The sequence below is a fragment of the Streptomyces sp. ASQP_92 genome (genome assembly GCF_025399895.1).
Classification (GTDB): Bacteria; Actinomycetota; Actinomycetes; order Streptomycetales; family Streptomycetaceae; genus Streptomyces.
The window spans coordinates 48,813-69,709 of the sequence record NZ_JAODUA010000025.1; the positions used below are offsets into that span (position 1 = coordinate 48,813).

At 71.3% G+C, this 20,897-nt stretch carries 17 protein-coding genes; 13 read left to right on the forward strand and 4 right to left on the reverse strand.

All coding sequences use genetic code 11. The annotated features are described in order from the left end of the window. Positions 1-47: 47 nt before the first annotated feature. Positions 48-1,013: an LLM class flavin-dependent oxidoreductase gene (locus tag N4G70_RS33030; RefSeq protein WP_261716464.1), complete on the reverse strand. Its 966-nt coding sequence runs from the start codon at positions 1,011-1,013 to the stop codon at positions 48-50. A 69-nt stretch (positions 1,014-1,082) separates the two neighbouring features. Continuing rightward, entirely contained in the window at positions 1,083-2,537 is a 1,455-nt protein-coding gene (locus N4G70_RS33035) for a cytosine permease (RefSeq protein WP_261716465.1), read from the reverse strand. 193 nt (positions 2,538-2,730) lie between these two features. Here N4G70_RS33035 and ftsY point away from each other — a divergent pair, with 193 nt between their 5' ends. After that, positions 2,731-3,939 carry a signal recognition particle-docking protein FtsY gene (gene ftsY / locus N4G70_RS33040; protein WP_261716466.1) on the forward strand — a complete coding sequence of 403 codons (1,209 nt, stop codon included), beginning with the start codon at positions 2,731-2,733 and terminating at the stop codon, positions 3,937-3,939. A gap of 64 nt (positions 3,940-4,003) precedes the next feature. Here ftsY and N4G70_RS33045 read toward each other — a convergent pair whose 3' ends face one another. Further along, positions 4,004-4,669 (reverse strand): bifunctional DNA primase/polymerase, encoded by a 666-nt coding sequence (locus N4G70_RS33045; protein WP_261716467.1) that lies wholly within the window; start codon positions 4,667-4,669, stop codon positions 4,004-4,006. Between the two features lie 461 nt (positions 4,670-5,130). Here N4G70_RS33045 and N4G70_RS33050 point away from each other — a divergent pair, with 461 nt between their 5' ends. The 6 genes from N4G70_RS33050 to ftsH all read left to right on the forward strand — a co-directional run bounded on the left by N4G70_RS33050 (position 5,131) and on the right by ftsH (position 14,875). Beyond that, positions 5,131-6,606 carry a hypothetical protein gene (locus tag N4G70_RS33050; protein ID WP_261716468.1) on the forward strand — a complete coding sequence of 492 codons (1,476 nt, stop codon included), beginning with the start codon at positions 5,131-5,133 and terminating at the stop codon, positions 6,604-6,606. 335 nt (positions 6,607-6,941) lie between these two features. Continuing rightward, positions 6,942-8,282, forward strand: coding sequence for an ammonium transporter (locus N4G70_RS33055; RefSeq protein ID WP_261716469.1), 1,341 nt, complete (start codon positions 6,942-6,944; stop codon positions 8,280-8,282). Next, positions 8,279-8,617 (forward strand): P-II family nitrogen regulator, encoded by a 339-nt coding sequence (locus tag N4G70_RS33060; RefSeq protein ID WP_120721158.1) that lies wholly within the window; start codon positions 8,279-8,281, stop codon positions 8,615-8,617. The genes N4G70_RS33055 and N4G70_RS33060 overlap by 4 nt, the downstream gene beginning before the upstream one ends. Positions 8,618-8,632: 15 nt before the next feature. Continuing rightward, a complete protein-coding gene (locus tag N4G70_RS33065; RefSeq protein WP_261716470.1) occupies positions 8,633-11,089 on the forward strand; it encodes a [protein-PII] uridylyltransferase in 2,457 nt (818 codons plus the stop codon). Between the two features lie 114 nt (positions 11,090-11,203). Continuing rightward, entirely contained in the window at positions 11,204-12,748 is a 1,545-nt protein-coding gene (ffh, locus tag N4G70_RS33070; RefSeq protein ID WP_261716471.1) for a signal recognition particle protein, read from the forward strand. Between the two features lie 270 nt (positions 12,749-13,018). Then, positions 13,019-14,875, forward strand: a complete 1,857-nt coding sequence (ftsH, locus tag N4G70_RS33075) for an ATP-dependent zinc metalloprotease FtsH (RefSeq protein ID WP_261716488.1) — start codon at positions 13,019-13,021, stop codon at positions 14,873-14,875. Between the two features lie 42 nt (positions 14,876-14,917). On the opposite strand, the gene N4G70_RS33080 is transcribed toward ftsH, so the two are convergent. Continuing rightward, positions 14,918-15,775: an SAM-dependent methyltransferase gene (locus N4G70_RS33080; RefSeq protein ID WP_261716472.1), complete on the reverse strand. Its 858-nt coding sequence runs from the start codon at positions 15,773-15,775 to the stop codon at positions 14,918-14,920. Positions 15,776-15,973: 198 nt separating this feature from the next. Here N4G70_RS33080 and proS point away from each other — a divergent pair, with 198 nt between their 5' ends. The 6 genes from proS (at position 15,974) to trmD (ending at position 20,780) form a co-directional block, all read left to right on the forward strand. Then, the gene (gene proS, locus N4G70_RS33085) at positions 15,974-17,386 is read left to right on the forward strand and encodes a proline--tRNA ligase (protein ID WP_261716473.1); all 1,413 of its coding nucleotides are present in this window, start codon (positions 15,974-15,976) and stop codon (positions 17,384-17,386) included. A 280-nt stretch (positions 17,387-17,666) separates the two neighbouring features. Then, positions 17,667-18,269 (forward strand): hypothetical protein, encoded by a 603-nt coding sequence (locus N4G70_RS33090; protein WP_261716474.1) that lies wholly within the window; start codon positions 17,667-17,669, stop codon positions 18,267-18,269. A 237-nt stretch (positions 18,270-18,506) separates the two neighbouring features. Further along, on the forward strand, positions 18,507-18,944 hold the full coding sequence (gene rpsP, locus N4G70_RS33095) for a 30S ribosomal protein S16 (protein WP_120721151.1): 438 nt from the start codon (positions 18,507-18,509) through the stop codon (positions 18,942-18,944). Positions 18,945-18,946: 2 nt separating this feature from the next. Then, positions 18,947-19,186: an RNA-binding protein gene (locus N4G70_RS33100; protein WP_005311361.1), complete on the forward strand. Its 240-nt coding sequence runs from the start codon at positions 18,947-18,949 to the stop codon at positions 19,184-19,186. 194 nt (positions 19,187-19,380) lie between these two features. Next, positions 19,381-19,959 (forward strand): ribosome maturation factor RimM, encoded by a 579-nt coding sequence (gene rimM, locus N4G70_RS33105; RefSeq protein ID WP_261716475.1) that lies wholly within the window; start codon positions 19,381-19,383, stop codon positions 19,957-19,959. Continuing rightward, a complete protein-coding gene (gene trmD / locus N4G70_RS33110) occupies positions 19,959-20,780 on the forward strand; it encodes a tRNA (guanosine(37)-N1)-methyltransferase TrmD (RefSeq protein ID WP_261716476.1) in 822 nt (273 codons plus the stop codon). The genes rimM and trmD overlap by 1 nt, the downstream gene beginning before the upstream one ends. The last annotated feature ends 117 nt before the right edge of the window (positions 20,781-20,897 follow it).

The following is a 20,897-nucleotide window of genomic DNA, read 5'->3' on the forward strand; positions in this document are numbered from 1 at the left end:
GCCGGGGCGGTCGGGCATTCGCGTCCCTCCACGGCGGCGGCCCGCCATCACAGCGCGGGCAGCACCCGTTCGCAGAACAGATGCAGGCTCTGCCAGGCCTCGTCGACGGGCATTCCGCCGCACAGCGGGTGCAGGACCAGGCTGTCGGCGGCGAGGGCCGCACACTCCTCGGGCGTCACGATCCGGTAGACGCCCTCCGCGCGCAGCTCCGCCACCGAGGTGGCCGCGGACTTCACCGCCGAGCGGATGTCCTTGGACTGCCACGACGCGTACATCCGCGCCTCGTGCAGGAAGTGCTCGCCGTACTCGGCCCAGGTGCGGTCCGGGTCCTCGCTGATGTGCAGCAGCGGCGTCCGCTCCGCCGGCATCATGCAGAAGCCCTCGGTGCCGTACTCGGCGCGCTTCTCGTCGTAGTACGCCTCCAGCTCCGGCAGATGCGCGCTCGGGAAGAAAGGCAGCCCCAGCCGGGCCGCGCGATGGGCGGCGGCCCGTGACGAGCCGCCGACGAGCAGCATCGGGTGCGGCTCGGTGAAGGGGCGCGGAGTGACCCGTACACGGCGCCCCCGGAAGGTGAACTCCTCGCCGCTCCACGCCTTCAGGAGCGTTTCGAGCAGCTCGTCCTGGAGCTTGCCGCGCCGGCCCCACTCCACGCCCTGCCGCTCGTACTCGGCCGGCCGGTAGCCGATCCCCGAGACCGTCACCAGACGGCCGCCGCTCACCAGGTCGAGCACCGCGATGTCCTCGGCCAGACGCAGCGGGTCGTACAGCGGCCCGATGATCGCCGAGACCGTCACCACGATGCGGCGGGTGGCGCCGAAGACCGCGCCCGCGAAGGCGAACGGGGAGGGCAGCCAGTTGTTGTCCGTGCCGTGGTGCTCCTCGGTCTGCACGGTGTCGACGCCCCGGTCGTCGGCGTACGCCGCCATCTCCAGGGCCGCCCGGTAGCGGGCGGACAGCGACTGGGCGGTGGCGTCCGGGTCCACCAGGTTCATGCGTACGACCGTGAACGGCATGGGAAATCCCCCTCCGCCGGGCGGGTTCCGAAGAACCCCGGGCGAAGGGGGACGGTAGCTGACGAGGCGTCAGACGGCCAGGGTCTCGGGGGAGTTGGCTTCCTCGGAGGGCTCGGCGGGCACCACGGCCGGCTTGGGCAGGGCGAGGTAGAGCAGCCCGGAGATCACGATGGTGGCGACCCAGCCGAGGCCGTACTCGCCGATCGGGTTGTTCGCGGACAGCGGCCCGGTGAACCAGTCGGAGGTGGTGAACATCAGGCCGCCGACCAGGCCGACCGCCCAGGCGATGACGGCGGCGGGGGAGAAGCCGCCCTTGTACCAGTAGGCGCTGGTACGGGTCGTGTCGAGCAGCGCCTTGGCGTCGTACTCGGTGCGGCGCAGCATGTCCGCGCCGAACACGCCGACCCAGGCCGAGAACGCGACGGCGAGCAGCGACAGGAAGGCGATGAAGGAGCCCATGAAGCTGGTCGCGACCAGCATCAGGATGCCGCCGAACACCAGGGAGATGACCGCGTTGACGGAGACCGCCCAGTGCCGGGGGATCTTGAAGCCGAGGGTCTGCGCGGTGAAGCCCGCCGAGTACATCGACATCGAGTTGATCAGCAGCATGCCCACCAGGGCGATCAGCAGATACGGCACCGCGATCCACATCGGCAGGATCTCGCCGAGGAAGGACACCGGGTCGGCGGCCGAGGCGAGGTCCGGCGTGGAGACGGCCATGACGGCGCCCATCAGGACCATGGGCAGCACGACGATCCCGGCGCCGCCGATGGAGTTGCCCACGATCGCCCTGGCGGAGGCGGTGCGCGGCAGGTAGCGGGCGAAGTCGGGCGCGGAGGGGATCCAGCTCACGCCACCGGCGGCGATCATGCCGGTGCCCGCGACCATCAGCGAGGTCTTGCCGGCCGGCTGGTCGAAGACCGCGGACCAGTGGGTGTTCATGACCAGGTAGACCAGGACCAGGACCGAGAACCCGCCGAACAGGAACGTCGCGTACTTGTTGCACTTCTGCACGACATGGATGCCGAGGCCCGAGATCGCGAAGGTGATGACCACGAAGACGGCGAGGGTGACGATGATCAGGAACGTGTTGCTCTTGATCCCGAAGAGGATGTCGAGCACGGTCAGCACCGCGTAGGCGCCGGTCACCGCGTTGATGGTCTCCCAGCCCCAGCGCGCCACCCAGATCAGTGAACCGGGCAGCAGATTGCCGCGCTGGCCGAACACCGCGCGCGACAGCGCCATGCCGGGGGCACCGCCGCGCTTGCCCGCGATCCCGATGAGCCCGACCAGGCCGTACGAGACGATGGGCGCGGCCACGGCGACCACGAGCGCCTGCCAGAAGTTCAGCTTGTACGCGACGACGAGGCTCGCGCCCATGGTGAGCAGCAGCACGCTGATGTTCGCGGCGACCCAGGTGGGAAACAGCTCGCGGGTTCTCGCGGTGCGCTCCGCGTCCGGCACGGGCTCAAGGCCGCGTGTTTCCAGGGCGCTCTGCGGTTCGTCGGTGGTGCCAGTGTTCATGGGGGTGGAGTTCCGTGCCTCTCGCTCGGCTCGACGCTGAGCCGGTGGGGATGGTCGAAGGGGACTCTACGCGCGTTGATGCGGCCAGCTCTATCGTACTTTAGTCCGACACCTGCCCCATAGTTCCCTTCCGTACTCGGAGGAACGCACAAACCGGGTGCGGACGGGGCCCATACCCGATACTGGGACGGTTATGGAATTCGTCATCCTTGCTGTAGTCATCGCCCTGGTCGCGGTCGGCGCGATCAGCGGGCTCGTGGTCAGCAGCCGCAAGAAGAAGCAGCTGCCGCCCACCGCACCGCCGAGCACGCCGACCATCACAGCCCCGCCCGCCGAACCTCAGGTCGGTGAGGACGCCGCGGAGACGGCTCAGGAGCCGCGCCGCACCATCGAGGAGGTCGGCCTCCCCGAGGCGCCCGCCGCCCCGGTCCTCGTCGAGGAACCGGCCGCCCCCGAGGTCCCGGCGCTGGACGTCCCCGAGCCGACGGCCGGCCGCCTCGTCCGGCTGCGGGCCCGCCTCGCCCGCTCGCAGAACTCGCTCGGCAAGGGACTGCTCACCCTGCTCTCCCGCGAGCACCTCGACGACGACACCTGGGAGGAGATCGAGGACACCCTGCTGACCGCCGACGTCGGCGTCGCGCCCACCCAGGAGCTGGTCGACCGGCTCCGCGAGCGCGTCAAGGTGCTCGGCACCCGCACCCCAGAGGAGCTGCGCACCCTGCTGCGCGAGGAACTCCTCAACCTGCTCGGCACCGACTTCGACCGCGAGGTCAAGACGGAGGGCGGCGAGACCGTCCCCGGCGTCGTGATGGTCGTCGGCGTCAACGGCACCGGCAAGACCACCACCACCGGCAAGCTCGCCCGCGTCCTGGTCGCCGACGGCAAGTCCGTCGTCCTCGGCGCGGCCGACACCTTCCGCGCCGCCGCCGCCGACCAGCTCCAGACCTGGGGCGAGCGCGTGGGCGCCCGCACCGTGCGCGGCCCCGAGGGCGGCGACCCCGCCTCGATCGCCTTCGACGCCGTCAAGGAAGGCATCGCCGAGGGAGCCGACGTCGTCCTCATCGACACCGCGGGCCGGCTGCACACCAAGACCGGCCTCATGGACGAGCTCGGCAAGGTCAAGCGCGTCGTCGAGAAGCACGGCCCGCTGGACGAGGTGCTGCTCGTGCTCGACGCCACCACCGGACAGAACGGCCTGGTCCAGGCCCGGGTGTTCGCCGAGGTCGTCGACATCACCGGCATCGTCCTGACCAAGCTGGACGGCACCGCCAAGGGCGGCATCGTCATCGCCGTCCAGCGCGAACTGGGCGTCCCCGTCAAGCTCGTCGGGCTCGGCGAGGGCGCGGACGACCTGGCGCCGTTCGAGCCGGAGGCGTTCGTCGACGCCCTCATCGGCGACTGACGCCAACCCGTCCGCGCACGATCGCCCCGCCGCACCGAAGAGGTGCGGCGGGGCGATTGTTCTGTCAGGCCGCTGACCGGTGACAGATGTACGCCAGCGTGCCCAGCAGGAGGCGGGCCTCGGGCGGCCGGGTCGCGGTGTCCAGGGACGGCGGCCGCAGCCAGCGCACATCGCCCGACGGAGGTGCCGGCACATGGCTGCCGCGCGGCGGGCAGCGCAGGTCCAGGACCGCGTCGTCCCAGCCCATCCGGTAGAGCAGCCGGGGGAGTTCGGCCGAGGCGCCCGGGGCGACATAGAAGTGGGTGCGCCCCTGAGGCGTCGTCGAGACCGGGCCCAGCGGAAGCCCCATCCGCTCAAGGCGCACCAGGGCGCGACGCCCGGCCGCGGCCGCCACGTCCAGGACGTCGAAGGTCCGCCCGACCGGCAGCAGCACCGCCGCGCCGGGACATCGCGACCACGCCCGGGTCACCTCGTCGAGGGTGGCCCCGGCGGACACCTCCGGCAGGAATTCGAGCGGATGCGCGCCCGGCGCCGGGCAGGAGGAACTGCCGCAGGAGCACTCGCCGTTGAGGGCGCGGGCGCCCGGTGCGACGTCCCAGCCCCACAGGCCGGTGTACTCGGCCACCACGGTGGCCTCGCTCGTGCGGGTCGTACGCGCGGAGCGGCCGCGGCGCCAAGAGCCGGGCCCGGTCTCCCTGATCCCCCGGCTGCCGCCGATCGTGAAGCCCATGCCCCCTCCAACGGGTGTGCCGCGTCGGTGGTTACGACGCCAGTGACGTAGTCGTGACGATCCGGAGTTTTCCCGTCACTTTCCGTCCCCGCCAGGTCGGACACGGTCGTGAAAGAGGTGGTGCGATGTGCGCCGCGCGCCCCGGCTCACTCCGCTCCACCCGACGCTGATCGTCATGTGTCAAGTGAATCGCGCCCGGCAGCAGGGGAGTTCATTCGAAGGGGTGGCGAATGGTGGCGTTTCTGGAATCGCCATGGCTGGACGGGTGATCGTAGGATTACCGTCGGTACACGGACCTCGGGGGTGTACGCACCCGCGGGTATGCCGGAGGCAAGCGGGTTTACCGTCCGGACGGGTGCAACCGCGGGACAGGGAGCCCAACTAGCTGCATCCTGATAGGGGTTCGCGCAATCGATGCACAACCGACGCACATGAGGCTTCAGCGGATTGGGGGCGTTCCAGTGGGCGGCAGTGGGGCTAGCGGGACGAGCGCCGGAAAGCGCCCCAACGAGCAGCTGAGTTCGTGGTTCGTACGCAGCGGCTGGTCGAAGGGCGAGCTGGCGCGGCAGGTGAACCGGCGGGCACGCCAGATGGGCGCGCACCACATCAGCACCGACACCTCACGGGTGCGCCGCTGGCTCGACGGCGAGATGCCGCGCGAGCCGATTCCCCGGATCCTCTCGGAGCTGTTCTCCGAGCGCTTCGGCAGCGTCGTCGCCATCGAGGACCTGGGCCTGCGCCAGGCCCACCAGTCGCCGTCGGTGTCCGGCGTCGACCTGCCCTGGGCCGGTCCCCAAACGGTCTCCCTGCTCAGCGAGTTCTCCCGCAGCGACCTGATGCTCGCCCGGCGCGGCTTCCTCGGCACCTCGCTGATGCTGGCCGCCGGGCCCTCCCTGATCGAGCCCATGCAGCGCTGGCTGGTGCCCTCGCTCAGCAGCGAGCCCGGCCCCCCCGAGACCGCCGCGAGCGCCCGGCGCCCCTCCCGGCTCTCCAAGCCCGAACTGGAACTGCTCGAATCCACCACCGCCATGTTCCGCCAGTGGGACGCCCAGTGCGGCGGGGGACTGCGCCGCAAGGCCGTGGTCGGCCAGCTCCACGAGGTCACCGACCTGCTCCAGGAACCCCAGCCCGCCGCCACCGCCAAGCGCCTCTTCCAGTGCGCCGCCGAACTCGCCGAGCTCGCGGGCTGGATGAGTTACGACGTCGGCCTCCAGCCCACCGCCCAGAAGTACTTCGTGCTCGCCCTGCACGCCTCCAAGGAGGCGGGCGACAAGCCGCTGGGCTCGTACATCCTGTCCTCCATGAGCCGCCAGATGATCCACCTGGGCCGGCCCGACGACGCCCTGGAACTCATCCACCTCGCCCAGTACGGCAGCCGCGACTGCGCCACCGCCCGCACCCAGGCCATGCTGTATGCGATGGAGGCCCGCGCCTACGCCAACATGGGCCAGCCCAGCAAGACCAAACGGGCCGTCCGGATGGCCGAGGACACCTTCGGCGACGCCGGGCTCGACGGCGAGCCGGAGCCCGACTGGATCCGCTTCTTCTCCGAGGCCGAGCTCAACGGGGAGAACGCCCACTCCTACCGCGACCTCGCCTATGTGGCGGGCCGCAGCCCCACCTACGCCTCCCTCGCCGAGCCCGTCATGGAGCAGGCCGTCGCCCTGTTCGGCAAGGACGAGGAGCACCAGCGCTCCTACGCCCTGAACCTCATCGGCATGGCCACCGTGCACCTGCTCAAGCGGGAGCCCGAGCAGTCGACCGTGCTGGCCGAGCAGGCCCTCAGGGTCGCCAAGCGGGTCCGCTCCGAGCGGGTCAACACCCGGCTGCGCAAGACCGTCGACACCGCCGCGCGGGACTTCTCGGACGTCGCCGAGGTGGTCCGGATGACGGATCTGCTCAGCAGGGAACTGCCCGAGACGGCCGAGGCCGTCTGAGGCACCGGCCGCCCGCCGGCCCCGGCGGCGGCCCCCACACCCCGGCCGCGACACACCCCGTTCAGCCCGACTCGGCTCCCCCACGCCAGGTCGAGCGGGTGGCGTCGCGGCCGGTCCTCATGGGCGGCGCCCCGGATGGTAGGGGCCGCGCCCGCGCCGATCCGGCAGTTCACGGGCGCGTAACACGCCCGCCTCCTTCGTCACTGCGGCGAAACATCGAGCGGCATCGACCGAAACCGCGCTGGGACAACCTCAGGGCGCATAACCGGCCTCCAGCCAGTTCCCGCCCGAGTAACGCCCCCCGCACGGGTCGTACCGACGACGAGGAGACGCCGATGCCTCCAGGCATCACGCTCGCAGCTGACGCTCCCCAGCTGTCCAGCGCCAACACCGGATTCATGCTGATCTGCTCGGCACTGGTGATGATCATGACGCCCGGGCTCGCCTTCTTCTACGGAGGCATGGTCCGCGTCAAGAGCACCTTGAACATGCTGATGATGAGCTTCATCAGCCTCGGCATCGTCACGATCCTGTGGGTGCTCTACGGATTCAGCCTGGCCTTCGGCGAGAGCAACGGCTTCATCGGCTGGTCCAAGGACTACTTCGGGCTCAGCGGCATCGGCCTGGTCCAGCTCTGGCCCGGCTACAGCATCCCGGTCTACGTCTTCGCGGTCTTCCAGTTGATGTTCGCGGTGATCACGCCCGCCCTCATCAGCGGAGCGCTCGCCGACCGCGTCAAGTTCACCGCCTGGGCGCTGTTCACCGCGCTGTGGGTCACCGTCGTCTACTTCCCCGTCGCGCACTGGGTGTGGGCCTCGGACGGCTGGCTCTTCAAGAAGGGCGTCATCGACTTCGCCGGCGGCACCGCCGTGCACATCAACGCGGGTGCGGCCGCCCTCGGCGTGATCCTGGTGATCGGCAAGCGCGTCGGCTTCAAGAAGGACCCCATGCGGCCGCACAGCCTGCCGCTGGTCATGCTCGGCGCGGGTCTGCTGTGGTTCGGCTGGTTCGGCTTCAACGCCGGCTCCTGGCTCGGCAACGACGACGGCGTGGGCGCCGTGATGTTCGTCAACACCCAGGTCGCCACCGCCGCCGCCATGCTCGCCTGGCTGCTCTACGAAAAGCTCCGCCACGGCTCCTTCACCACGCTCGGCGCGGCCTCCGGCGCCGTCGCGGGCCTGGTCGCCATCACGCCCTCGGGCGGCTGTGTCAGCCCGCTGGGCGCCATAGCGATCGGTGTCATCGCGGGCGTCCTGTGCGCCATGGCGATCAACCTCAAGTACCGCTTCGGATTCGACGACTCGCTCGACGTCGTCGGCGTCCACATGGTCGGCGGCATCACCGGCTCCCTGCTCGTCGGCCTCTTCGCCACCGGCGGCGTACAGTCCACCGCCAAGGGCCTCTTCTACGGAGGCGGCCTCGACCAGCTCGGCAAGCAGGCCCTCGGGGTGGGCGCGGTCCTCGGCTACTCCCTGGTGGTCTCCGCGGTCCTCGCCCTCGCCCTCGACAAGACGATCGGGATGCGGGTCCCCGAGGACGACGAGATCTCCGGCATCGACCAGGTCGAGCACGCCGAGACGGCGTACGACTTCAGTGGCGCGGGCGGCGGCACCGCCCCCCGCAGGACCGTGGCGGTCCCGGGCGACGTGGCAGCGAACAAGAAGGTGGACGCATGAAGCTCATCACGGCGGTCGTCAAGCCGCACCGGCTCGACGAGATCAAGCAGGCCCTCCAGGCCTTCGGCGTCCACGGTCTGACCGTCACCGAGGCCAGCGGATACGGGCGCCAGCGCGGCCACACCGAGGTCTACCGCGGCGCCGAGTACACCGTCGACCTCGTACCCAAGATCCGCATAGAGGTCCTGGTCGAGGACGGCGACGCGGAGGAGCTGATCGAGGTCGTCGTCAAGGCCGCCCACACCGGAAAGATCGGCGACGGCAAGGTGTGGAGCGTGCCCGTCGAGACCGCGGTGCGGGTCCGTACCGGCGAGCGCGGACCCGACGCGCTGTAGGCAAGGAGCTACTGGGTGACGAGCGTTGATGTGCACAAGGAATCCAACGACGGCGACTCCGAGCCCGGCGGCTACGCGGCGGCCCGGCTGCGCCTTCTCACCGAGAAGGGGCGGTCCGGGCCGCCGCGCCGTACGGCCCTCGCGGAGCTGACCGACCACTGGCTGGCCGAACTGTTCACCGCCGCCGCCCAGGAGGCCGGGGTCACCGGCGCCTCCCTGGTCGCGGTCGGCGGCTACGGGCGCGGTGAACTCTCCCCGCGCAGCGACCTCGACCTGCTGCTCCTGCACGACGGGCGGGCCGACGCCGGGGCGCTCTCCCTGCTCGCCGACCGCGTCTGGTACCCGGTGTGGGACCTCGGCGTCGCCCTCGACCACTCGGTGCGCACCCCCGCCGAGGCCCGCAGGACGGCGGGCGAGGACCTCAAGGTGCAGCTCGGCCTCCTGGACGCCCGCCATGTCGCGGGAGACCTCGCCCTCACCTCCGCCCTGCGCACCACCGTCCTCGCCGACTGGCGCAACCTCGCCCCGCGACGGCTGCCCGAACTCGACGAGATGTGCCGTGAACGGGCGCAGCGCCAGGGCGAGTTGCAGTACCTCCTGGAAGGCGACCTCAAGGAGGCCAGGGGCGGGCTGCGGGACGCGACCGCCCTGCGCGCGGTCGCCGCCTCCTGGCTCGCGGACGCCCCCCGGGAGGGCCTCGCCGACGCCGGACGCCGCCTCCTGGACGTGCGCGACGCGCTGCACCTGTGCACCGGCCGCGCCACCGACCGCCTCGCCCTCCAGGAACAGGACGCCGTCGCGGCCGAACTGGGGCTCCTGGACGCCGATGTGATGCTCCGTCAGGTATCGGAGTCGGCCCGCGTCATCTCCTACGCCGGCGACGTCACCTGGCGCGAGGTCGGCCGCGTACTGCGCGCCCGCTCCGCCCGGCCCCGTCTGAGCCGGCTGTTCGGCGGCCGCACCGGCGCCCCCGAACGCACCCCGCTCGCCGAGGGCGTCGTCGAGCAGGACGGCGAGGTCGTGCTCGCGCTGACCGCCCGCCCCGAGAAGGACCCCGCCCTGCCGCTGCGCGCCGCCGCGGCCGCGGCCCAGGCGGGCCTGCCCATCTCGCTGCACGCGGTGCGCCGGCTGGCCGCCGCGGCCCGGCCCCTGCCCACACCCTGGCCCGCGGAGGCCCGCGAACAGCTCGTCACCCTGCTCGGCGCGGGCGACTCCACCGTCCCCGTCTGGGAGGCCCTCGAAGCGGAGGGGCTCATCACCGCCCTGCTGCCCGACTGGGAACGCGTACGCTGCCGGCCCCAGCGCAACGCCGTGCACACCTGGACCGTCGACCGCCACCTCGTCGAGACCGCCGTCCGCGCCTCCCACCTCACCCGGCGGGTGCACCGCCCCGACCTGCTTCTGGTCGCCGCCCTCCTCCACGACATCGGCAAGGGCTGGCCCGGCGACCACTCGGTGGCCGGCGAGACCATCGCCCGCGACGTCGCCGCCCGCATCGGCTTCTCCGCCGCCGACGTGGTCGTCATCGCCACCCTCGTACGCCATCACCTGCTGCTCATCGAGACCGCGACCCGGCGCGACCTCGACGACCCGGCGACCGTGCGCGCGGTCGCCGAAGCGGTCGGCTCGACCGGAACCCTGGAGCTGCTGCACGCCCTCACCGAGGCGGACGCGCTGGCCACCGGCCCCGCCGCCTGGTCCTCCTGGCGCGGCTCGCTCGTCACCGACCTGGTCAAACGGGCCTCGGCGGTCCTCGCGGGGCAGCCCGCCGACCCCGAACCCGCGGACATCACCGCCGAGCAGGAACGCCTCGCCATCGAGGCCCACCGCACCGCGGGACCCGTCCTCTCCCTGCGCGCCCGCACCGACGCGTCGCAGGAACACGAACCCCTCGGCGTGGAACTCCTGGTCGCCGTCCCCGACCAGCCGGGCGTGCTGCCCCTCACGGCCGGCGTGCTCGCCCTGCACCGCCTCACCGTGCGCGCCGCCGATCTGCGGACCGTCGAACTCCCCGACCCGGTCGGCGGTTCGGTCCTGCTCCTGGACTGGCGGGTGGCCGCCGCCTACGGCTCCCTGCCGCAGGCGGCCCGGCTGCGGGCCGACCTCGTGCGGGCGCTCGCGGGCTTCCTCGACATCGAGGCCCGGCTCGCCGAACGCGAGGCGGCCTACCCCCGCCGACGCGGCGCCCAGGCCCCGCCGCCCCGGGTGCGGGTGGCCCCCTCGGCCTCCCGGCACGCCACCGTCATCGAGGTCCGCGCCCAGGACGCCCCCGGCCTCCTGCACCGCATCGGCCACGCCCTGGAGTCGGCGGGTGTACGGGTGCGTTCCGCGCATGTCTCGACGCTCGGCTCCAACGCCGTGGACGCCTTCTATGTGACGGACGCGCAGGGCGCGGCGCTGGGCGCGGGGGAGGCGGCCGGGGTGGCCTCGCGGGTGGAGTCGGCGCTGGGAGCCGCCTCCGGGCCCGCCTGACGGCCACCCCACGGGGGACGCCCCCCGCGGGCGCCCCCGCGCACGGCCATCCTTCCGGGATACCCTGGGGTCCGTTCACCCGACCGCCCCACGAGCCGAGGACCCGCGACCACCGTGTTCGATACCCTTTCCGACCGCCTGAGTGCGACGTTCAAGAACCTCCGGGGCAAAGGACGCTTGAGCGAGGCGGACATCGACGCCACGGCGCGCGAGATCCGCATCGCGCTGCTCGAGGCCGACGTCGCGCTGCCCGTAGTCCGCGCCTTCATCAAGCAGGTCAAGGAGCGCGCGTCCGGCATCGAGGTCTCCCAGGCCCTCAACCCCGCCCAGCAGGTCATCAAGATCGTCAACGAGGAGCTCATCGGCATCCTCGGCGGCGAGACCCGTCGGCTGCGGTTCGCCAAGAACCCGCCGACCGTGATCATGCTCGCGGGCCTCCAGGGTGCCGGTAAGACCACCCTCGCCGGAAAGCTCGGCAAGTGGCTCAAGGGGCAGGGCCACTCCCCGCTCCTGGTGGCCTGTGACCTCCAGCGCCCCAACGCCGTCAACCAGCTCAGCGTCGTCGCCGAGCGCGCCGGTGTCGCGGTCTACGCGCCGGAGCCGGGCAACGGCGTCGGCGACCCGGTCAAGGTCGCCAAGGACTCCCTCGAATTCGCCCGCGCCAAGCAGTACGACGTGGTCGTCGTCGACACCGCCGGACGCCTCGGCATCGACCAGGAGCTGATGCAGCAGGCCGCGGACATCCGCGACGCCGTCAGCCCCGACGAGGTCCTCTTCGTCGTCGACGCCATGATCGGCCAGGACGCGGTCAACACCGCGGAGGCCTTCCGCGACGGCGTCGGCTTCGACGGCGTGGTCCTCTCCAAGCTCGACGGCGACGCCCGCGGTGGCGCGGCCCTCTCCATCGCCCACGTCACGGGCAAGCAGATCATGTTCGCCTCCAACGGCGAGAAGCTGGAGGACTTCGACGCCTTCCACCCGGACCGGATGGCGTCCCGCATCCTCGACATGGGTGACCTGCTCACCCTGATCGAGCAGGCGGAGAAGACCTTCAGCCAGGCCGAGGCCGAGAAGATGGCCTCCAAGCTGGCGTCCAGCAAGGGCGGGAAGGACTTCACGCTCGACGACTTCCTGGCCCAGATGGAGCAGGTCCGCAAGATGGGCTCCATCTCCAAGCTGCTCGGCATGCTGCCCGGTATGGGGCAGATCAAGGACCAGATCAACAACATCGACGAGCGGGACGTGGACCGCACCGCGGCCATCATCAAGTCGATGACCCCGGGCGAGCGCCACGACCCGACCATCATCAACGGCTCGCGCCGCGCCCGTATCGCCAAGGGTTCCGGCGTCGAGGTCAGCGCCGTCAAGAACCTCGTCGAGCGGTTCTTCGACGCCCGCAAGATGATGTCCCGGATGGCCCAGGGCGGCGGCATGCCGGGCATGCCGGGGATCCCGGGCATGGGTGGCGGGCCCGGCCGGCAGAAGAAGCAGATCAAGCAGGGCAAGGGCAAGCGCAAGAGCGGCAACCCGATGAAGCGCAAGGCCGAGGAGGCCGCGGCCGCCGAGCGCAAGGCGCAGGGCGGTGCGCTCGGGCTGCCGAGCGCCGAGGAGCAGAAGAACTTCGAGCTGCCCGACGAGTTCAAGAAGTTCATGGGCTGACCGCACGCGGCAGCTTTCCTCGCGGGCCGATCACCCGTGACAGCGCGGATGGGGCGCCCCCGGCAGGACCGGTGGGCGCCCCCTCCATGTGCGGGGCCGGGCCCACGCCCCGTCAGGCCCGCCCGGAATGCTGTCTCTGTACGGGTCTCCAATAATGGCGCGTACCGGCCAAGAGGAGAGCACGTGCCCACTTCCGTACCCCCGCGCGACCGCCCCGACCAGCCGTGGCGCTCCGAAGGGGCACCGCCGCCGCCCGCGCCGAAGAAGAAGATGCCCGGCGGCTGGGGCCGGCTGATCCTCACCGCGCTGATCGTCTACCTGATCACCAATCTGATCCTGTCGTTCTTCAACGACGGCGACGAGCCCACCGTCTCGTACACCGAGTTCAGCAAGCAGGTCACGGCCGGCAACGTCTCCAAGATCTACGCCAAGGGCGACGCCATCCAGGGCCAGCTCAAGAACAAGGCCCCCGTCCCCTCCGGCGACGGCAGCGGCGACTACACCAAGTTCACCACCCAGCGCCCCACCTTCGCCGACGACGACCTGTGGTCGCAGCTCACCAAGCAGAACGTCACCGTCACCGCCGAACCCGTCGTCGAACACCGCAGCTTCCTCGCCAACCTCCTCATCTCGCTCGCCCCGATGCTGCTGCTCGTCGTGCTGTGGCTGTTCATCGCCCGCCGCATGAGCGCCGGCATGGGCGGCGGCGCCGGCGGGATGCTCGGCCGCAAGACCCCGCCCCAGCCCGTCGAGATGGCCGGCGTCAAGCGCACCACCTTCGAGGACGTGGCCGGCATCGACGAGGTCGAGGGCGAACTCAACGACGTCGTCGACTTCCTCAAGAACCCCGGCGCCTACCACGAGATGGGGGCCCGCATGCCCGGCGGCGTGCTGCTCGCGGGCCCGCCCGGCACCGGCAAGACGCTGCTCGCGCGGGCCGTCGCGGGGGAGGCGGGCGTGCCGTTCTTCTCCGCGTCGGCCTCCGAGTTCATCGAGATGATCGTGGGCGTGGGCGCCTCGCGCGTACGCGAACTGTTCGCCGAGGCCCGCAAGGTGGCCCCCGCCATCGTCTTCATCGACGAGATCGACACCATCGGCCGGGCCCGCGGCGGCGGCTCCGGCATGGGCGGCCACGACGAACGCGAACAGACCCTCAACCAGATCCTCACCGAGATGGACGGCTTCTCCGGCTCCGAAGGCGTCATCGTGCTGGCCGCCACCAACCGCCCGGACGTCCTGGACCCCGCGCTCACCCGCCCCGGCCGCTTCGACCGCATCGTCCACGTCAGCCCGCCCGACCGGGGCGGCCGCGAAGCCATCCTGAAGATCCACACCCGTGAGATCCCCATGGCCCGCGACGTCGACCTGGAACAGGTCGCCCGCACCACCCCCGGCATGACCGGCGCCGACCTCGCCAACCTCGCCAACGAAGCGGCGCTGTTCGCCGTCAAACGCCAGCAGCGCGAGGTCACCCAGTCCGACCTCTCCGACGCCCTCGAAAAGGTCCAACTCGGCGCGGAACGGCCCCTGGTGATGCCTTACGAGGAACGCCGCCGCACCGCCTACCACGAGAGCGGACACGCACTGCTCGGCATGGTCCAGCCCGGCGCCGACCCGGTCCGCAAGGTCACCATCGTGCCGCGCGGCCGCGCCCTCGGCGTCACCCTGTCCACCCCGGACGCCGACAAGTACGCGTACACCGAGGAGTATCTGCGCGGCCGCGTCATCGGGGCGCTCGGCGGCATGGCGGCCGAACAACTCGTCTTCGACGTCGTCACCACCGGCGCCGAGAACGACCTCGAACAGGTCACCACCATCGTGCGGGGCATGGTCGGCCGCTGGGGCATGAGCGAGAAGATCGGCCCCCTCTCCGCCCTGCCGGCAGACGCCCAGCAGGCGTACGGGCTCTCGGCCGCGCCCGGCACCCTCGACGCCATCGCCGTCGAGATGCGCCGCATCGTCGACGAGTGCTACGACCAGGCCTGCACCCTGCTGCGCGACAACCGCGACAAGCTGGACGCCCTCGCCGAAGCGCTGCTCGCCAACGAGACGCTGGAGGAGGAGGCCGCCTACCGCGCGGCCGGCATCCCCCGCCTGTCCAAGGCGGGGGCGGACGGAGCGGCGTAGGCGGCCCCAACTCCCTTGACCCGTAAGGCCGTTACCGGGACCTCAGGGTGTACGCGCGATCAGATAGCGAAAGACGTTCGCCATCCACACCGTGCCGTCGCGCCGCACATGCCCGTGCAGCGCCTCCACGAGCTCCTTCTCCACCTGCGCCTGATCGGTGGCGCGCGCCGCCGCGTCGAAGGCGCCGGTCGACATCAGGCCCCGTATCGCACTGTCCAGATCCGCATAGCCGAATGGGCACGCCACCCGGCCCGAACCGTCCGGCTTGAGGCCGGCGCGGGCCGCCACGTCCTCCAGATCGTCGCGCAGGCTCGGCCGCCAGCGCGGCGCGTCATTGAGGCGGGAGGTCAGCCGGGTCGCCACCCGCAGCACCGCCGAGGTGGCACACCGCTCCGGCGGCCCCCAGCCGGCCAGCACCACGGCGCTGCCGTGCTCGGCCAGCGCGACGGCCGCCTCCAGGGCGGGCACCAGACCCTCCGTGTCACCGGCCGCACAGCCGACCGGCTCGAAAGCGGTGATCACGTTGTACGGGGCGCCACCCGGCTCGGCCGCCTCATCCGGGCCGCCCGTCACCAGCCGCGTCACACCCGGCCCCGAGGTGGCCTCACGCCCCGGCGCCAGCCGTTCCCGCGCCAGAGCCAGCCGCGCGGCCCGCTCCGGGCAGTCCACGCCGGTCACCGCCGCGCCGCGCGAGGCGGCCATCAGCAGCCCGAGGCCCGAACCGCAGCCGAGCCCGAGCAGCCGGGTGGCCGGGCCCACGTCGAGCCGGTCGTACGCCGCCTCGATGAGGGGGACCAGCATCCGTTCCTGGATCTCCGCCCAGTCCCGCGCGCGCTCGGACGTGCCCGCCGGAGGGGCGGAGGCCGTGCGGGACTGATGCCGGACGAGCGTTGGTGTCATGGAAAGAGCCCCAATCCGCCGAAGGGTCAGCTGTGCCCTGATTGACAGCCCCCCGTGAATGTCCGTACGCACTGCTCCCGTATGCCAGGGAACTCCGCATCCCGGCCCGCGTCCAGAGGGCGGAGCCATCAACCGCCCGCCGGCCGGGGCCGAAAGGCGATTCACGCTCCGCCGTCGCCGGGCCGTACCATTCGCGCCATGGCCAAGGCACCCGTTCTCACGCCCCAGGCGGAAGACTTCCCGCGCTGGTACCAGGACCTGATCAACAAGGCCGAGCTCGCGGACAACGGTCCGGTGCGCGGCACCATGGTGATCCGACCCTACGGTTACGGCCTCTGGGAGCGGATGCAACAGGAGATGGACGTACGCATCAAGGACGCAGGCGCCCAGAACGCCTACTTCCCGCTCTTCATCCCCCAGTCTTACCTGACTCGCGAAGCTCAGCACGTCGAGGGCTTCGCACCCGAGCTCGCGGTGGTCACCCACGGTGGCGGCAAGGAGCTCGAAGAGCCCGTCGTGGTCCGCCCCACCTCCGAGACGATCATCAACGCTTCCTTCTCGAAGTGGGTCCAGAGCTACCGGGACCTGCCGCTGCTCATCAACCAGTGGGCGAACGTGGTCCGTTGGGAGATGCGCCCGCGCGTCTTCCTCCGTACGAGCGAATTCCTGTGGCAGGAGGGGCACACCGCCCACGCCACCTACGAGGACGCCCGCGACTACGCCGCGCGCATCCACCGCGACGTCTACGCGGACTTCATGACCAACGTCCTGGCCATCGACGTCGTGCTCGGCCGCAAGACCGCCAAGGAACGCTTCGCCGGAGCCATCAACACCCTCACCCTGGAAGGGATGATGGGCGACGGCAAGGCGCTCCAGATGGGCACCAGCCACGAACTCGGCACCAACTTCGCCAAGGCCTTCAACACCCACTACCTGTCCAGGGACGGCAAGCAGGAACTCGTCTGGCAGACGTCCTGGGGCGTCTCCACCCGCATGGTCGGCGGCCTGATCATGTCGCACGGCGACGACAACGGACTGCGGGTGCCGCCCCGGCTCGCCGCCGTCCAGGTCGTCGTCATGGCCATCAAGGGCGACGAGGCCGTCACCAGGGTCCGCGAACTCGGCGACCGCCTCAAGGCGGCCGGGCTGCGCGTCCAGGTCGACGACCGTGTCGACACCCCCTTCGGCCGCCGCGCCGTGGACTGGGAGCTCAAGGGCGTCCCCGTACGCATCGAGATCGGCCCGCGCGACCTGGAGGCCGGCACCGCGATGCTGGCCCGCCGCATCCCCGGCGGCAAGGAGGCGGTCTCCATCGAGTCGCTCGCCGCACTGCTGCCCACCGTCCTCGAAGAGGACCAGGCGCTGCTGCTGCGCCAGTCCCGCGAGCGCCGCGAGTCCCGTACCAGCGACGTCACCACCCTCGCCGAGGCCGCCGAGGCGGCCAACGCCGGCGGCTGGGCGCGCATCCCGTGGTCCGAGCTCGGCCCCGAGGGCGAGGCCGAACTCGCCCAACAGGCCGTCTCCGTACGGTGCTTGGTCGCCGAGGACGGGTCGGTGCCCGACTCCGACGACGCACCCGGTACGGTCGCGGTCGTGGCCCGCTCCTACTGAGGACGGCCCGGCCCGACGCGGTGGCGCCCAAGCCGCGCACAGTCGGCCGGAACCCGCCTTGCGGGCCGGCCGGCCCTCGCGTTCCCGGCGTGTGTATGTCATCTACGCGCCGGGGCGTACACGCCGCTACGTCATACCTTGGTGCGAGCTGTGAGCCTTCTCCGCAGATCAGCGCACCCGCCCTCGTCCGCACGCATCAATGCCAACTGACGGGTACGAGCAAATTATTTGGGATGCCCCGGAATAGGAACACAGCGGCCCTGCGGCTCGTTGTCACGACGTGAGCACGACACCACCTGTTCTCGCCGCAGAGCTGGCACAGGCGTGGGCCGACATTCAGCGGTACCACCCCGAGCTGCCGGACCTTGCCGCGCCCGAGTCCCTGATCGGAGAGTCGTCGTCCGCCTGTGGCGCCGAGCTCTCCTTCGAGCGACTGCTCCATGAGGCAGTCCACGGCATTGCCGCCGCCCGCGGTGTCCGCGACACCTCCCGCGCCGGCCGCTACCACAACCGGAGGTTTCTGGCGATCGCCGAGGAGCTCGGCCTCGACCACCCCGAGGAACCGCACCCCAGCAGCGGCTTCTCCCTGGTCACGCTGAACGCCGAGGCCAGGCGCCGCTACCGGCCCACCATCGAACGGCTGGCGCGTGCGCTCAAGGCGCACACCGTGGCCACCGCCGCCGACACCAAGCGCTCCTTCCGCGGCCCCGCCGCCCGGCACGGCTCCTCCGGAGGCGGCGTGCGGGTCAAGGCGGTCTGCGACTGCGGGCGCAACGTTCGCGTCGTCCCCTCCGTGCTCGCCCAGGCGCCCATCGTCTGCGGCGGCTGCGGCAAGCCTTTCCGCATCCCGGAAGGGGCCGAGGTGGTCGCCGTGGCGGGCTGACCCCGGGCCCGGCCGCCGGCAGGGGCGGCGAGGTCCGGGGGAGCGGGCCGCCCGGGGGTGCCCCACGGACCCCCGGCGTGCGCACTCCAGGCGTGTGGCACAATGGCTAGCTGTACTCGACAGCCGCACAGGAACCCTCTCGCCTCCGGCTGACGCGTCCATCGGGCACCCGAGTACCGCAACCCCACGTGGCATCTCATGTGCCCAACCACGTCAAGACCAGGAGACACCACTCCAGTGGCAGTCAAGATCAAGCTCAAGCGCCTCGGCAAGATTCGCCAGCCGCACTACCGCATCGTCGTCGCCGACGCCCGCACTCGCCGTGACGGTCGCGCGATCGAGGAAATCGGTCTCTACCACCCGACGTACAACCCGTCGCGCATCGAGGTCAACGCCGAGCGTGCGCAGTACTGGCTGTCCGTCGGCGCCCAGCCGACCGAGGCCGTCCTCGCCATCCTGAAGCTCACCGGCGACTGGCAGGCGCACAAGGGCCTCCCGGCCCCCGCGCCGCTGCTCCAGCCGGAGCCGAAGGAAGACAAGCGCGCCTCCTTCGAGGCCTTCGCCAAGACCCTCGAGGGCGACGACGCCAAGGGTGAGGCCATCACCCAGAAGGCGAAGAAGACCGAGAAGAAGGCGGACGAGGCCGAGGCCGCCGCCGAGTCGACCGAGGCCTGAGCATGCTCGAGGAGGCTCTCGAGCACCTCGTGAAGGGCATCGTCGACAACCCCGACGACGTGCAGGTCGCCTCGCGCAACCTGCGCCGGGGGCGCGTGCTGGAGGTCCGGGTCCACCCCGACGACCTCGGCAAGGTGATCGGCCGCAACGGCCGTACCGCCCGCGCCCTGCGCACCGTCGTGGGGGCAATCGGTGGACGTGGCATCCGGGTCGACCTCGTCGACGTGGACCAGGTCCGCTGACCAGTTGGGTCGCTTTACCTAGATACGCCGGCTCGGGCCGGGGTGGGCTTCTCGCCCACCCCGGCCCGTAGTCGTATTCCGGGCGATAGTGGTACCGGACAGTCCCAGACAGTCCCAGACAGGCATGACCAGCACGAAGGCCGCGGCCGCACCGGAGCCACGGCTGTCAGCAGTTGTCCGAAGGAGAAACAAGCGTGCAGTTGGTAGTCGCGCGGATCGGCCGCGCCCACGGCATCAAGGGCGAGGTCACCGTCGAGGTGCGCACCGACGAGCCGGAGCTGCGGCTCGGCCCCGGCGCCGTACTCACCACCGACCCGGCGTCGGTGGGCCCGCTGACCATCGAGACCGGCCGGGTGCACAGCGGCCGGCTGCTGCTGCGCTTCGAGGGCGTGCGCGACCGCACCGCCGCCGAAGCCCTGCGCAACACCCTCCTCATCGCCGACGTCGACCCGGAAGCCCTGCCGGAAGAGCCCGACGAGTACTACGACCACCAGCTCATGGACCTGGACGTCGTGCTCGCCGACGGCACCGAGGTCGGCCGCATCACCGAGATCACCCACCTGCCCTCGCAGGACCTCTTCATCGTGGAGCGGCCCGACGGCACCGAGGTCATGATCCCGTTCGTCGAACAGATCGTCACCGAGATCGACCTGGAGGCCCAGCGCGCGGTCATCGACCCGCCGCCCGGCCTCATCGACGACCGCGCCGAGATCGCCTCGGCCAGGGACGACGAGGACGCCGAGGACACCGGCACCACCGAGGACGCGCACTGATGCGGCTCGACGTCGTCACCATCTTCCCCGAGTACCTCGAACCGCTGAACGTCTCCCTCGTCGGCAAGGCCCGCGCCCGCGGACAGCTCGACGTCCACGTCCACGACCTGCGCGACTGGACGTACGACCGGCACAACACCGTCGACGACACCCCCTACGGCGGCGGCCCCGGCATGGTCATGAAGACCGAGCCCTGGGGCGACTGCCTGGACGAGGCGCTCGCCAACGGCTACGAGTCGGGCGCCCACGGCCCCGTCCTGGTCGTGCCCACGCCCAGCGGCCGCCCCTTCACCCAGGAACTCGCCGTCAAACTCTCGACGCGCCCCTGGCTGATCTTCACGCCCGCCCGCTACGAGGGCATCGACCGCCGCGTCATGGACGAGTACGCCACCCGGCTCCCCGTGTACGAGGTGTCCATCGGCGACTACGTCCTGGCCGGCGGCGAAGCGGCCGTCCTGGTGATCACCGAGGCGGTGGCCCGTCTCCTGCCCGGCGTCCTCGGCAACGCCGAGTCCCACCGCGACGACTCCTTCGCACCCGGCGCCATGGCCAACCTCCTCGAAGGCCCCGTCTACACCAAGCCGCCCGAGTGGCGCGGACGCGCCATCCCCGACGTGCTGCTCAGCGGCCACCACGGCAAGATCGCGCGCTGGCGGCGCGACGAGGCGTTCAAGCGCACCGCCCAGCACCGGCCCGACCTGATCGAACGCTGCGAGGCGACGGCCTTCGACAAGAAGGACCGCGAAACCCTCTCCATCCTCGGCTGGGCCCCCGAACCCGGCGGCCGATTTTGGCGCAGGCCCAGGGACGTGGAAGAATAGGCCGCTGCTGTACGCCCAGCCGGCGCCCCTGCCACAGGGGGAACGACGCCCGCCCTCCGCGCACAGCACCCCATTCATCTCGAATGCCGCTGATGACCTGTGGCATCAGTGAGGAAG

Bases quoted from the DNA above. Each gene is read 5' to 3' on its own strand.
- trmD (WP_261716476.1), top strand. From the start codon at position 19,959: ATGCGGCTCGACGTCGTCACCATCTTCCCCGAGTACCTCGAACCGCTG.
- N4G70_RS33055 (WP_261716469.1), top strand. From the start codon at position 6,942: ATGCCTCCAGGCATCACGCTCGCAGCTGACGCTCCCCAGCTGTCCAGC.
- N4G70_RS33030 (WP_261716464.1), bottom strand. From the start codon at position 1,013: ATGCCGTTCACGGTCGTACGCATGAACCTGGTGGACCCGGACGCCACC.
- N4G70_RS33035 (WP_261716465.1), bottom strand. From the start codon at position 2,537: ATGAACACTGGCACCACCGACGAACCGCAGAGCGCCCTGGAAACACGC.
- N4G70_RS33080 (WP_261716472.1), bottom strand. From the start codon at position 15,775: ATGACACCAACGCTCGTCCGGCATCAGTCCCGCACGGCCTCCGCCCCT.
- N4G70_RS33100 (WP_005311361.1), top strand. From the start codon at position 18,947: ATGCTCGAGGAGGCTCTCGAGCACCTCGTGAAGGGCATCGTCGACAAC.
- N4G70_RS33045 (WP_261716467.1), bottom strand. From the start codon at position 4,669: ATGGGCTTCACGATCGGCGGCAGCCGGGGGATCAGGGAGACCGGGCCC.
- N4G70_RS33060 (WP_120721158.1), top strand. From the start codon at position 8,279: ATGAAGCTCATCACGGCGGTCGTCAAGCCGCACCGGCTCGACGAGATC.
- ftsH (WP_261716488.1), top strand. From the start codon at position 13,019: ATGCCCGGCGGCTGGGGCCGGCTGATCCTCACCGCGCTGATCGTCTAC.
- proS (WP_261716473.1), top strand. From the start codon at position 15,974: ATGGCCAAGGCACCCGTTCTCACGCCCCAGGCGGAAGACTTCCCGCGC.
- ftsY (WP_261716466.1), top strand. From the start codon at position 2,731: ATGGAATTCGTCATCCTTGCTGTAGTCATCGCCCTGGTCGCGGTCGGC.